Origin of the sequence: Streptomyces sp. GC420 (assembly GCF_009916105.1) — a bacterium.
GTDB lineage: Bacteria > Actinomycetota > Actinomycetes > Streptomycetales > Streptomycetaceae > Streptomyces.
In genome coordinates, this window is record NZ_JAAAXQ010000223.1 from 1 (window position 1) to 13,443 (window position 13,443).

The window sequence follows — 13,443 nt, forward strand, 5'->3', positions numbered from 1 at the left end:
CTTCCGCGCCCTCCCTCCGCCCTCCGCTCTGCCGCGCCCTCCGCATCCTCCGCGCCCTCCGCACAGCTTTCACATGCAGCCCTGTTCCTGACGCTGCGTCAGTTCAGTAATCTGACAGGGCGTCAGTTGCCTTGGTCGTCACACAGGAGCGGGCGGAACCATGCTTGGATCGACTCGCGGAACCATCACCACCAACTCCCGCCCCGCGAAGGTCGTGGCATGCGGCGATCCACCGTCACCCGCCGCCCACGGGGTGACCGTGACCGCCGGGGACCTGGACGTCCTCGATGTCAGCGGCCGCCCGCTGCACGCTCCGGTGCCGGACCTGGACCGGTTCTTCCGGCCCGAGTCCGTCGCGGTCATCGGTGCCTCGGACGCCGAGGGGCGGCCCAACACCGGCATCACCGGGCAGCTGGTGTCCTGGGCGGAGCGGGTCGGCGCCCGTCTGTATCCCGTTCATCCCACGCGCACGTCCGTTTACGGCCTCCCCTGTTTCCCGTCCGCGGCCGACCTCCCGGAGCAGGTCGATCTCGCGGTGCTGCTGGTCGGTGATCCGCTCCCGCTGATCGGGCAGCTCGCCGAGCAGAAGGTGCGGTTCGCCGTCGCCTTCGCCTCGGGCTTCGCCGAGACCGGCGAGCGAGGCGCCGAGGCCCAGGCCCGGCTCACCGCCGCCGTCGAGCGCTCCGGCCTGCGGCTGCTCGGGCCCAACACCAACCTCAACGCCTTCGAGCGGTTCCGCGAGGACCTGGAGGGACCCTCGATCGCCCTGATCACCCAGTCCGGACATCAGGGACGCCCCGTCTTCGCCCTCCAGGAACTCGGCATCCGGCTCTCCCACTGGGCCCCGACCGGCAACGAGGCCGACCTGGAGACCGCCGACTTCATCTCCTACTTCGCGCAGCGGCCCGAGGTCGGGGCCATCGCCGCGTACATCGAGGGGATCAAGGACGGCCGCTCCTTCCTGCTCGCCGCCGACCGGGCGGCCAGGGCCGGCGTGCCCGTCGTCGCCGTGAAGGTGGGCCGCACGGAGACCGGCGCCCGGACCGCCGCCTCACACACCGGCAAGCTCACCGGAGCCGACCGGGTGGTGGACGCGGCCATGCGGCAGTTCGGCGTGATACGCGTCGACGGCCTGGACGAACTCCAGGACACTTCCGCCCTGCTGGCGCGGGCGCGGCCGCCGCGCGCGGAAGGGATCGCCGTCTATTCGATCTCGGGCGGCACAGGCGCGCACTTCGCGGACCTGGCCACGGAGGCGGGGCTGCGTCTGCCCGTCCTCTCCGAGGCCCGGCAGACGGAGCTGCACCAGTGGATACCGGACTATCTGAACGTGTCCAACCCCGTCGACAGCGGCGGCCACCCGGTCGGCGACTGGCGCGGCCGGAAGATCATCGACTCGATCCTCGCCGATCCCGAGGTGGGCGTGCTGATCTGCCCGATCACCGGGCCCTTCCCGCCGATGAGCGACAAGCTGGCCCAGGATCTCGTGGACGCGGCGGAGCAGACGGACAAGCTGGTGTGCGTGGTGTGGGGCTCGCCCGTGGGCACCGAGGACGCGTACCGCACGACCCTTCTCGGCTCGTCCCGGGTCGCCACCTTCCGGACTGTCGCCAACTGCATCACCGCCGTGCGTGCCTGGCTCGACCACCACCGCTTCGCGAAGGGCTACCGCTCCCCCTTCGACGAGGCGCCGCGCACACCGTCCCCCTCTCTGCGCAAGGCCCAGGCCCTGCTGCGCCCGGGCGAGCAGCTGAGCGAGCACGCCGGCAAGCAGCTCCTTCGGACGTACGGCATCCGCGTACCGCGCGAGCAACTGGTGACCAGCGCCGCGGCCGCCGTCCGGGCCGCGGGCCAGATCGGCTACCCCGTCGTCATGAAGGCCTCCGCCCCCCGGCTCGCCCACAAGACGGAACTCGGACTGGTCAGGATCGGGCTGACCTCCGCCAGCCAGATCCGCGACACCTACCGCGAGCTGACCGACATCGCCCGCTACGAGGGGGTCGACCTGGACGGGGTCCTCGTCTGCCAGATGATCGAGCACGGGGTCGAGATGGTGGTCGGCGTCCACCGCGACCCGGTGTTCGGGCCCACGGTGGCCGTGGGCCTCGGCGGCGTGCTCGTCGAGGTGCTGCGGGACACCGCCGTACGCGTCCCGCCCTTCGGCGAGGACCAGGTCAGGACCATGCTCCGCGAACTGCGCGGGCGGGCCCTGCTCGACGGGGTCAGGGGGGCGCCCCCCGCCGATACCGACGCGCTCGTCGAAGTCGTCCTGCGTGTGCAGCGGATGGCGCTCGAACTCGACGGCGAACTCGCGGAGCTGGACATCAACCCGCTGCTGGTCCTCCCGCGCGGGCAGGGCGCCGTCGCGCTCGACGCGCTCGCCGTGTGCCACTGACCGCGGGCGCCGGCCCCGCGCCGCCGCATACCGCCGGTGCCCGCCGCACCGCTCCGCCCCCCATGGACCCCCGACGCCCGGGCGAGTCCTCGCCGCCGACGCCGCCGAACGGATTTCTTCCATGACGAACACCCCCCGTGATCCGTCCGCCGCGTCCCCCGACCCGGCTGATGGGACCGATCCCGTGGACTCATTGGTACAGCACGCCACTGACAACGGCGTCGCGCGGATCGTCCTCAACCGCCCGGAAGTACGCAATGCCATCACGGCTGACCAGCGAGAACGCATCATCTCCCATCTCGCGGCCGCCTCCGCGGACCCGTCGGTGCGTGCCGTCCTGATCACCGGGACGGGAAAGGGCTTCTGCGCCGGGGCGGACCTGCGCGCCGGCGCTCGGGCCACGGCCGAGCCGGTGCCCGGGGACGTGGCCCGTACGATCCGGCTCGGCGCGCAACGGCTCGTCGCCGCCGTCCTCGACTGCGAGAAGCCGGTGCTGGCCGCGGTCAACGGCACGGCCGCGGGCCTCGGCGCTCACCTCGCGCTCGCCTGCGATCTCGTACTGGCCGCCGAATCGGCGACGTTCGTCGAGGTGTTCGTCCGTCGCGGCCTCGTCCCTGACGGCGGCGGAGCCTATCTGCTCCCCCGGCTGGTCGGGCCGCAGCGGGCCAAGGAGCTGATGTTCTTCGGCGACGCGCTCGGGGCGTGGGAGGCCGAACGTCTCGGGCTGGTCAACCGGGTGGTGCCGGACGCCGAGTTGGAGAAGACGGCCCGCGCCTGGGCGGGGAGACTCGCTTCCGGCCCGACCCGCGCGCTCGCCCTCACCAAGCAGCTCGTCAACGCCTCTCTCGACACCGATCGCGCCGGCGCCTTCGCCGCGGAGGCGGCCGCGCAGGAGATCAACATGACGACGCGGGACGCACAGGAGGGGGTCACGAGCTTCGTCGAGCGGCGCGGAGCCGACTTCCGGGGGCGCTGACACCGCGCGCCGGGGGCTTCCGAGGACCGGCCTGGGCGATGTGCTCGTCCAGAGCCGAGAGTGCGATGTTGGCCGGCAGCGGCGAGAGGATCCCACCCTGCGGAGTTCCGGTGCGTGTGTCCGTGAATGCTCCGTCCTGGGACAGGATCCCGGATTTCAGAAACGCCTTTACCAAGGACAGCACCCCCGGACTGGGTGCTCGCCCGGACCCGACCCGCGCCACCCCTTCCAATCTGACGTGCCATCAGATTCACTGATCCTGTGATGGGACACGCAGGGATGGCGGCGACCGCCGTCCGCTACCTCAGGTCCGTCGGGGCCGCCACCGCCGCGGCGCCCGTCGAAGCACTGCCGCGCCCCGACCTGCGCGCGGTGGGCGAGGACGAGCGCCCACCGGTCGATCCGGGGGAATTCCGTGACGTACTCGGCCATTTCGCCAGCGGGGTCACCGTCATCACCTGTCCCGGGGAAGGCGAGGAGGGGCCCGCGGGCTTCGCGTGCCAGTCCTTCGCCTCGCTGTCCCTCGACCCGCCCCTCGTCGTGTTCATGGTGGGCCGCTCCTCCACCACCTGGCCGCGCATCGCCCGCGCCGGCGTTTTCTGCGTCAACGTCCTCGGCGTCGGACAGGAAGGCCTGTGCCGCGCCTTCGCCGCAAGCGGTACCGACAAGTTCGCGGGCTTGACGTACGACGCCGCGCCCGCGACCCGCTCACCGCTCCTCGCCGGTGTGCCCGCCTGGATCGACTGCGTGATCCATGCCGTGCACACCGGCGGCGACCACCTGATCGTCGTCGGCCGGGTGCGGGCCCTCGCCGCGCCGGGCGGACGCGCCCCGCTGCTGTTCCACCGGGGCAGGTTCGGCCGCCCGGCCGACTGACGACCACACGGGGCCGGGTCCCGTCCCTCGCCGGGGGCCGCCCGCCGTGCCGTCACGGTCCCGTCCCTCGCCCGCGGTCCCGTCCCGCGTCAGTGGTCCCGTCCCTCGCCCGCGGTCCCGTCCCGCATCAGCTCGCCCGTCTCCCGCGTCAGGCCGCCGCCACGACCGCCGCCGGCCTGCGCCTGATCACGAGCGCCATCAGGGCGGCCGCCGCGCACAGGGCTCCCGAGGCGTACCAGACCACGTCGTACGTGCCGAACACATCGCGTGCCGCACCGCCCAGGAAGGCCACCAGTGCCGCGCCGACCTGGTGCGAGGCCAGCACCCAGCCGAACACGATCGCACTGTCCTCGCCGTAGTGCTCGCGGCACAGGGCGATCGTCGGCGGGACGGTGGCGACCCAGTCGAGCCCGTAGAAGACGATGAAGAACAGCATCGGCGGGTGGACGCTGGGAGCGAGCAGCATCGGGAGGAAGAGCAGGGAGACGCCGCGCAGCGCGTAGTAGACGGCGAGCAGCCGGCGCGGCTCGAAGCGGTCGGTGAACCATCCGGAGGCGATGGTCCCCACGACGTCGAAGACCCCGATGACTGCCAGGAGGGACGCCGCAGCCGTGATCGCCATTCCGTGGTCGTGCGCGGCGGGCACGAAGTGCGTCTTGACCAGACCGTTCGTCGAGGCGCCGCAGATCGCGAAGGTCCCGGCGAGCAGCCAGAAGGGCCCGGTGCGTGCCGCCCGAAACAGGACCGTGACGGCACGGCGGGCGGCCCCCGGCGAGGGCGGCGGCTTGGGCACGAACGCGTCGGCGCCGTAGGGCGCAAGATGCACGTCGGCCGGGTGGTCGCGCAGCAGCAGCCATACGAAGGGCACGACGGTCAGTGCCGCGAGCGCCACGGTGACCGCCGCGGGGCGCCAGCCGTGGTTCTCGACCAGCCAGGAGAGCAGTGGCAGGAAGACCAACTGGCCGGAGGCTCCCGCGGCGGTGAGGATGCCGGTGACCAGTCCGCGCCGGGCGACGAACCAGCGGTTGGTGACGGTGGCGGCGAAGGCGAGCGCCATGGAGCCGCTGCCGAGGCCGACGAGGACGCCCCAGAAGAGGACCAGCTGCCAGGCGGCCGTCATGAAGACGGTCAGTCCGGAGCCGACAGCGATGACCGTCAGGGCGACGGCGACGACCCGGCGGATGCCGAAACGGTCCATCAGGGCCGCGGCGAACGGAGCGGTCAGCCCGTACAGCGCGAGGTTGACCGAGACGGCGAAGCCGATAGTGCCGCGCGACCAGTCGAACTCGCCGTGCAGGGGCTCGATGAGCAGGCCGGGCAGGGAGGCGAAGGCGGCCGCTCCGACGATCGTCACGAAGGTCACGGCCGCGACGAACCACGCGCGGTGGATACGCGATCCCGGTCGCGCACGACCGTCGGCCGGCTGCGCGTCCTGTGCGGGGGCTCCGGTTGTCTGCGTCACGACGACAGGCTCCCGTCCCGCTCCCCGCCTCATCGAGTGGCCCGAAAGACAGCATTCGATAGGATCGGGCCACAGACGCCGTCCGTCTCGCCTGAAGGGACACACCGTGGGGACGTACGACTCGCCTCAGGAGCACGACGGCGGGCAGACCGGCGCGCACCGCCCGCACCGCGTCGCCATCCTCGCCCTGACCGGGGTGATCCCCTTCGAGCTCGGCATCCCCTACCGGATCTTCGGACTCGCCCGGGGCCCCGGGGGCGAGCGACTGTACGAGGTCACGACCTGCTCGGTCACGGCCGGGCAGGTCGGGACGGACGCCGACTTCTCGATCCTCGTCGCACGGGGCCCCGAGGCGCTGGCCGCCGCCGACACCGTGGTGGTCCCGGCCTCGTACGAGCTCGGCCCGGTGTACGAGGAAGGGCGGCTCACACCGGAGCTGGCCGCCGCGCTGCGGCACGTCCGGCCGGGCACCCGCCTGGTGTCCATCTGCACCGGCGGGTACGTCCTGGCCGCCGCCGGCTACCTTGACGGGCGGCGCGCGACCACCCACTGGTCGTCCGCCGAGCACTTCGCCGCCCTCTTCCCCGCCGTCGACGTCGACCCGGACGTCCTGTTCATCGACGACGGCGACGTCCTGACCTCGGCTGGTGTCGCCGCCGGCATCGACCTGTGCCTGCACATCGTGCGCGGCGACCACGGCTCGGCCGTCGCCAACGAGGTGGCCAGGCGCAGTGTCGTACCGCCGCACCGGGACGGCGGGCAGGCGCAGTACATCAAGCGGCCGATGCCGGAGCCGCAGCTCGCGACGACGACGGCGGCGCGGGCCTGGGCGCTGGGGCGGCTGGACCGGCCGATCCAGCTGCGGGACATGGCCGCGCAGGAGTCGATGAGCGTACGGACCTTCACGCGGCGCTTCCGCGAGGAGGTCGGCGTCAGTCCGGGGCAGTGGCTCACGCAGCAGCGCGTTGAGCGGGCCCGGCATCTGCTGGAGTCGACCGACCTGTCCGTCGACCAGGTGGCGCGGGACGCGGGGTTCGGTACGGCGGCGTCCATGCGGCAGCACCTGCAGGCGGTGCTCGGCGTCTCCCCCACGGTCTACCGGCGCACGTTCCGCGCTTCGGCCGCGCAGGAGGCTCCCTCCACCCGGTGACGGGGCCCGTTCGTCCGGTGGTGGCCGGTTCGCCCCTAGTGTGCTGCGTCAGAAATCCTGAGGGTTAGTCGGCCCTGCTGCTGTGGAGATCGTTCTTTCCGAGGGCGAGCGTGCTGAGCTGGTGCGCCGGGCGGGGCTGTCCGACCGGCGCGCGGCTGAGCGGGCCCGGATTATCCTGGCATGCGCTGATGGCATGTCGAATGCGGGTGCTGTCCGTTGCGACGCCTGTGCATGGTCGCGGTGATCACCCCGGTCACCTCGATGCCGTCCGCGCCCGCCACGGCCACACCGCCGGCGGGGCCGCCTGCTGACGCGCCTTGGAAAAGAGTTGCGGGCCGCTGTCGATCCGGCCACGTCCCGTTCGACGTCATGATGTGCGGCGCCTCGCCGCACGATGACGCGACAGGACCTGGCGAGGAAACACGTGGATCAACTGCTGAGAGTCATGAACTTCAACGTCTCGAGTGACGGAATCGGTGCCGGTGAGCACCAGAGTCTCGAGCGGCCGTTCGGCCACGACCATCCCGAGAGGATGTTCGCCTGGGCCGGGGCCACGGCGAGCTGGCCCATGCGCACGGATCCCGGGGGGAGCCGGGGCCTTGACGACTACTTCACGCGGGACTTCGCACGCAACATCGGTGCCGAGATCATGGGCCGCAACAAGTTCGGGCCCCAGCGCGGGCCCTGGCAGGACCATGAGTGGCGCGGTTGGTGGGGGGAGGAGCCCCCGTTCCGCACGCCGGTGTTCGTCATGACCCACCACACGCGTCCGTCGTTCACGCTCTCCGACACCACGTTCCACTTCGTCGACGGCGACCCGGCCACGGTCCTCGAACGGGCGCGTGACGCGGCACAGGGCAAGGACGTCCGCCTCGGGGGCGGGGTCACCACCATCCGGCAGTTCCTTGATGCCGGCCTCGTCGACACCATGCATGTGGCGGTCTCGCCGGTGAAGCTCGGGGCCGGACTGCGGCTCTGGGAGTCCCCCGATGAACTGCTCGACCGGTTCCACCTGGAGGTCGTGCCCAGCCCGAGCGGCGTGACGCACCACCTGTTCTGGCGAAGGTGACGCGAGGCCCCAATCGAGTTCAGGCTGCGACGGCGAGGGGGCGTCCGCACCATCGGATGCCCTTCTCGCTGCGGATGCGGGCGCGTTCCTTGCGTTGGGCGGCGAGTACGTCGGGGTGGCGGGCGTCGGCGTTGCGCCGGTGCGGGTAGCGGTGCAGCGCCCGGGTCTGCGCGGGATGGCTGCGGTGGTTGGAGTTGTCCAGGGGTGAACTGCCGCGGCGGGCCGAAGTGGGCCTCGATCGGGTTGGCCCTGGAGGCGTAGGTCGGCGTGAAGCACAGCTCGACCCTGTTCTTCTTCGCCCAGCGGCGGATGTCGGCGCCGGTGTGGGCGGAGAGGTTGCCCAGGACGATGTGGATCGGGCGCCGTCGGGTCGGGCGGCACGGATCGACTTCAGCGCGGATCGACTTCAGCGCGGCCAGGGTGCTGGCGGTGCCCTTGCGGGTGGTCGATGCCCCACAGCCGGTCGTCGCCGACGGAGTGGCAGCCGTGGAAGTGGGTGACGCCGTGGGTGCGGAGGCAGGTCGCCGGATCGCCGGACTCGTCCGGGGGAGGGGAAGCCGGTTCAGGCGAAGACGAGGACGCCGCGCGCCACCCGCCCGTGGTGGGCGTCGTCCGCCGCCTTGGCGAAGTCCTCGACCGGGTAGGTCTCGCTGACGAGTTCGTCGAGCAGCAGCCGGCCCTGCCGGTAGAGCTCGGCGTACAGGGCGATGTCGCGCTGCGGGCGCGAGGAGCCGTAGCGGCAGCCGAGGATCGCCTTGTCGAGGTACATGGACGACACCAGGAAGGAGGCCTCGGCGTCGGCGGGCGGGACGCCGAGCAGTACGGCCTGTCCGTGCCGGTCGAGGAGATCGACCGCGAGCCGGATCAGCCGCGTGCTGCCGACGCACTCGAAGGCGTGGTCGGCGCCGTCGGGCAGGATCTCCCTCACGGCCGCCGCGGTGTCCTGCCGCACGGACGCGTCGACGAAGTGGGTCGCGCCGAAGCGCCTGGCCATGGCTTCCTTGGCCGGGTTGGCGTCCACGGCGACGATCGCCCCCGCGCCCGCGATCCGCGCGCCCTGGATCACGTTGAGGCCGATGCCGCCCGCGCCGATGACGAGGACGCGGTCACCGTGGCCCGCCCTCGCCCGGTTCAGTACGGCGCCGACGCCCGTCAGGACACCGCAGCCGATCAGCGCGGCGGAGGCCGGCGGGATGTCGTCGGGGATCTTGACCGCCTGGACCGCCTTGACGACGGTGCGTTCGGCGAAGGCGGAGTTGGACGCGAAGTTGAACAGGGGCGCACCGGCCCGGGAGAACGGCCGCCCCGGCCTGCCGATGGCCTTGCGGCACATCGTGGGCCTGCCCCGGTCGCACTCGGCGCAGGTGCCGCAGTTGGCGAGGGTGGACAGGGCGACACGGTCGCCCGGCACGACATGGGTGACGCCGGGCCCCACGGATTCCACGATTCCGGCGCCCTCGTGGCCGAGCACGACCGGCACGGGGAAGGGGATCGTGCCGTCGATGACGGACAGGTCGCTGTGGCAGAGACCGGCGGCGGCCACGTCGACCCGCACCTCCCCGGGGCCGGGGCCGCGGACCTCCAGATCGTCGACCACCCGGACCTGTTTCCCGTCGAAGATCACGCCTCTCATGAGCTGTCTCCTCTGTTGCGAAGGGCCGCGGCCGCACGGGCCGCGGTCGCGTGGGGCAGGCGTCGGGCCCGGGAGGCTCGACGGGCCGGGAGGCTCGACGGGCCGGGAGGCCGGCGGGCCGGGAGGCCGGCGGTCCCGGGCGGCTTGACGGGCGGATCGGGCTCAGGACGGCCAGACGACCGACTGGAGTTCGCTGTACGCGTGCAGGCCGAAGGAGCCGCCGTCCCGGCCGACACCGCTGTCCTTGAACCCGCCGAACGGGGTCTCGGGGTGCCGCTGCGCGGTGTTGATGCCGACGTTGCCGCTGCGCAGCCGGGCGGCCAGTGCCCAGGCGCGGCCGGCGTCCGCGCTGAACACGTAGTCGTACAGGCCGTAAGGGGTGCCGTTGGCGATGCGGACCGCCTCGTCGTCGTCGGAGAAGGGCATGGCCACGACGACCGGGCCGAAGATCTCCTCCTGGGCGACGGTCATGGCGGGGGTGACATCACCGAGCAGGGTCGGGGCGACGTAGAAACCCGGTTTGGCGGGTGGGCGTTCGCCGCCCGCGAGGACGCGGGCACCCTGCTCGCGGGCGCCCGCGACGTACGCCTCGACCCGGTCGCGCTGGGCGGCCGAGACGAGCGGGCCGACGACGGTGGAGTTGTCCACAGGGTCCCCGATTGTCAGTGCGGCCGCGTAGTGTCGGAGACCGGCGACGACCTTCTCGTACAGCGTGTGATGTACGAGCACGCGGGTCGGTGCCGTGCAGATCTGCCCGCTGTGGAAAGTCCACGTCGAAGCAACCGCCCCGATCGCCGCGTTGACCGTCTTCTCGTCGGCGTCCTCAAGAACGATGGCCGCGCCCTTGCCTCCCAGCTCCATCAGGGTGCGCTTCATCGTCCTCCCCGCGGTCTCGGCGATCCGCTTTCCCACGGCGGTGGATCCGGTGAAGCTGATCATGTCGACGTCCGGGTGCGAGACGAGCGCCTCGCCCGCGGACGCGCCGGAGCCGGTGACGACGTTGAACACGCCGTCGGGCAGCCCGGCTTCCTTCAGGATCGGCCCCAGTTCCAGGCAGCCCAGCGGGTCCTGGGGTGCGGGTTTGGCGACGACGGTGTTTCCCATGGCGAGGGCGGGTGCCGCCTTGCCCGCGAGGTTGACGATCGGGAAGTTGTAGGAGGTGATGCAGCCGACGACACCCACCGGCCTGCGTATCGCGGCCGCGCCGATGAGTCCGCCGGGTGCCAGCGGGCTGGCCTTCACGGGCAGCGGGGCGAGCGGTACGACATCCGGCTCCGGCCGTGCGTAGCGGCGGAACCGGTCGGCCGCCGTGGGTACCTGCATGGCCGAGGCGACACGCATGGTCGCGCCCGTCTCGGCCTGGAGAAGGGGAACGAGCTCCTTCGCATGCTCCATGAGGAGATCAGCGACCCGGTCGAGCACTGCCGCGCGTTCGCGCGGACCGGTGCGGGACCAGCCGTCATGTGCGGCCCGCGCGGCGGTCACGGCCGCGGCGACGTCGGCAGTCGTCGCCTCCGGGGCCTCCCCGACGACCTGTTCGGTCGCCGGATTGACAACTGGATAGTGCAGCCCTGTTCCGGGGGCCCGCCAGGCGCCGTCGATCCAGTGCCCGTAGCGGCGGTGCGGCCGGTCCCCGTGGGGCCGGTCCCCGTGCGGCCGGCGCTCCCGGCTCGAAGCGGTCATCGCGACCACGTTCCCTTCCCTGTCCCTGGGCGGGCCGGTCGGGCACACCCCGCCCGGCGCTGTCGCGCGAGGTCCCGTCGCCGCCGGTGCCCGTTCGGGTGCCGTCAGGCGTTGGGCCGTTCCCTGCCGGCGGCCGCCTTCGCCATGGCCTCCAGCTGTGCCAGCATCGGCATCGGGTCGGTCCCGACGGTGCCCGGCAGAAAGTCCGCGATGCGCTCCGGTGTCCAGGAGCCCTCGGCGTACGCGGCGCGCAGTTCCCTGGGCTGGGCCCACACGGCGATCTTCGGGCCGGCGATCGTGTACACCTGCCCGGTGATGCCCTCGGCCTTCGCCCGGTCGCCGAGGAGGTAGACGACCAGCGCCGCCACGTCCTCCGGTTCGCCGATCTCCTTCAGCTCCATCGGGACATTGGCCGACATGCGGGTACGGGCCACGGGGGCGACCGCGTTGGCGGTGACGCCGTACTTGTGCAGCCCGAGTGCCGCGCTGCGCACCAGCGAGATGATCCCGCCCTTCGCGGCGGAGTAGTTGGCCTGGGCGACACTGCCCTGGTGGTTGCCGCTGGTGAAGCCGACCAGGGTTCCCGAGCCCTGTTTCCTCATCACGGCGGAGGCCGCCCGGAACACGGTGAAGGTGCCCTTGAGATGGGTGGCGACCACGGGGTCCCACTCCTCCTCCGACATGTTGAACAGCATCCGCTCGCGCAGGATCCCGGCGACGCACACGACGCCGTCGACGCGCCCGTACTCCGCGAGGGCCACGTCCACGAGCCGCTGCCCGCCGGCCATCGTGGAGATGTCGTCCGCGACGGCGACGGCCTCACCGCCCGACGCGCGGATCTCCTCGGCGACGGCGTCGGCGACCTCGCTCGTGGGCGCCGCGCCGTCGACGGAGACGCCGTAGTCGTTGACGACTACCCGGGCCCCCTCCGCGGCCGCGCCGAGCGCGACCGCCCGCCCGATGCCGCGTCCCGCTCCGGTGACGGCGACCACCTTGCCCGCCAAGAAGTTCCCCACGCCCGGCCCCTTCCCGCAGTTTCTGACGGACCGTTAGATTTTATCGGCGGGGGCGTGCTCGAACACAAGCCCCTGACGCCGACCGACTCGAGGAGCCGCCCCATGGCAATGCCGGCCGAGTTCCACGACCTTGCCGAGCGCGTGAACAACTGGGGCCGCTGGGGGGAGGACGACGAGCTCGGCACACTGAACCTGATCACCGACGCGGTGGTCAGGGACGCGGCGGCCACGGTCCGCAGCGGCCGCCGGATCCCGCTCGCCCTGCCGCTGGAGCAGGACGGCGTGCAGACCGGGATGATCCCCGGCCGGGTCAATCCGCTGCACACCATGCTCTGCGTCAACCAGGAGCTGTTCGGCGCCGGCACCGTCGCGACCAGCGACGATGTCGTCACCATGGCCCTGCAGGCGGCCACGCACTGGGACGCCCTGGCCCATGTCTCCCACTCTGGGCGGCTCTACAACGGCCGGCCCGCCGGCTCCATCACCCCCCACGGGGGAGCCGGCTTCGGCGGCATCGGCCGGGTGCGGCACATCGTCTCGCGCGGGGTGCTGCTGGACGTGGCCCGCGCCCGGGGTGTCGACCGGCTTACGGGGGACCACGCCGTCGTCCCCGAGGACCTGGAGGCGGCGGAGGAACTCGCGGGCACCAGGGTGCGCGCCGGCGACATCGTGCTCGTGCGGACCGGACAGATCCAGACCTGCCTGAGAGGCGACAAGCACGGCTACGCCCATCCGTCACCGGGTCTGTCGATCCGTACGCCGGAGTGGTTCCGTGCCAGGGACGTCGCCGCGGTCGCCAATGACACGCTGACGTTCGAGATCTTCCCGCCCGAGATCGAGGACCTGTGGCTGGGGGTGCACGCGCTCGATCTCGTCGAGATGGGCATGCTTCAGGGGCAGAACTGGAACCTGGAGGAGCTGTCCGCGGCCTGCGCCGAGGAACGGCGTTACGCGTTCCTGCTGTCGGCGACGCCCGAGCCGTTCACCGGTGGCACCGGAAGCCCCGTGGCGCCGGTGGCCGTCCTCTGAGCGATCCCAGGCGTTCCTCCGGGCTGCCTCCCGGGCTTCATCCGGGCCACCCCGCGAGCCGGCTCCGGAACGGCGAACGAGTGCGTTCCCCGGACGATCAGGTGGGCGCCCCTGGCCGGCTCCCGGCTCCCGGCCCTCGGCCGGAGCCCGGCCC

The 13,443-nt window shown here is 72.2% G+C and carries 10 protein-coding genes and 1 pseudogene; 6 read left to right on the forward strand and 5 right to left on the reverse strand.

The window, feature by feature from the left end:
* The first annotated feature begins 160 nt into the window (after nt 1–160).
* From GUY61_RS24325 to GUY61_RS24340, 3 genes are all read left to right on the forward strand, one after another.
* Nucleotides 161–2,395: an acetate--CoA ligase family protein gene (locus tag GUY61_RS24325; protein WP_166632379.1), complete on the forward strand. Its 2,235-nt coding sequence runs from the start codon at nt 161–163 to the stop codon at nt 2,393–2,395.
* A gap of 121 nt (nt 2,396–2,516) precedes the next feature.
* Nucleotides 2,517–3,371: an enoyl-CoA hydratase/isomerase family protein gene (locus tag GUY61_RS24330; RefSeq protein WP_166632380.1), complete on the forward strand. Its 855-nt coding sequence runs from the start codon at nt 2,517–2,519 to the stop codon at nt 3,369–3,371.
* A gap of 264 nt (nt 3,372–3,635) precedes the next feature.
* Nucleotides 3,636–4,247 carry a flavin reductase family protein gene (locus GUY61_RS24340; RefSeq protein ID WP_243766721.1) on the forward strand — a complete coding sequence of 204 codons (612 nt, stop codon included), beginning with the start codon at nt 3,636–3,638 and terminating at the stop codon, nt 4,245–4,247.
* Nucleotides 4,248–4,395: 148 nt separating this feature from the next.
* Here the strand turns inward: GUY61_RS24340 and GUY61_RS24345 are convergent, their stop codons facing one another.
* On the reverse strand, nt 4,396–5,709 hold the full coding sequence (locus GUY61_RS24345; RefSeq protein WP_398956703.1) for an MFS transporter: 1,314 nt from the start codon (nt 5,707–5,709) through the stop codon (nt 4,396–4,398).
* A gap of 106 nt (nt 5,710–5,815) precedes the next feature.
* On the opposite strand from GUY61_RS24345, the gene GUY61_RS24350 reads away from it, so the two are divergent.
* The gene (locus GUY61_RS24350; protein WP_166632382.1) at nt 5,816–6,859 is read left to right on the forward strand and encodes a GlxA family transcriptional regulator; all 1,044 of its coding nucleotides are present in this window, start codon (nt 5,816–5,818) and stop codon (nt 6,857–6,859) included.
* Nucleotides 6,860–7,283: 424 nt separating this feature from the next.
* Nucleotides 7,284–7,928: a dihydrofolate reductase family protein gene (locus GUY61_RS24355; RefSeq protein ID WP_166632383.1), complete on the forward strand. Its 645-nt coding sequence runs from the start codon at nt 7,284–7,286 to the stop codon at nt 7,926–7,928.
* A gap of 19 nt (nt 7,929–7,947) precedes the next feature.
* Here GUY61_RS24355 and GUY61_RS24360 read toward each other — a convergent pair.
* The 4 genes and pseudogenes from GUY61_RS24360 to GUY61_RS24375 all read right to left on the reverse strand — a co-directional run.
* Nucleotides 7,948–8,534, reverse strand: a pseudogene (locus tag GUY61_RS24360) (transposase); the annotation flags it as partial.
* Nucleotides 8,491–9,561 carry a Zn-dependent alcohol dehydrogenase gene (locus GUY61_RS24365; protein WP_166632384.1) on the reverse strand — a complete coding sequence of 357 codons (1,071 nt, stop codon included), beginning with the start codon at nt 9,559–9,561 and terminating at the stop codon, nt 8,491–8,493. The gene GUY61_RS24365 and the pseudogene GUY61_RS24360, both read right to left, overlap by 44 nt.
* 162 nt (nt 9,562–9,723) lie before the next feature.
* On the reverse strand, nt 9,724–11,244 hold the full coding sequence (locus GUY61_RS24370) for an aldehyde dehydrogenase (protein WP_166632385.1): 1,521 nt from the start codon (nt 11,242–11,244) through the stop codon (nt 9,724–9,726).
* Nucleotides 11,245–11,348: 104 nt separating this feature from the next.
* Nucleotides 11,349–12,260: an SDR family NAD(P)-dependent oxidoreductase gene (locus tag GUY61_RS24375; protein ID WP_166632386.1), complete on the reverse strand. Its 912-nt coding sequence runs from the start codon at nt 12,258–12,260 to the stop codon at nt 11,349–11,351.
* Between the two features lie 102 nt (nt 12,261–12,362).
* Here GUY61_RS24375 and GUY61_RS24380 point away from each other — a divergent pair, with 102 nt between their 5' ends.
* Nucleotides 12,363–13,289, forward strand: coding sequence for a cyclase family protein (locus GUY61_RS24380; protein ID WP_166632387.1), 927 nt, complete (start codon nt 12,363–12,365; stop codon nt 13,287–13,289).
* Nucleotides 13,290–13,443 lie beyond the last annotated feature (154 nt).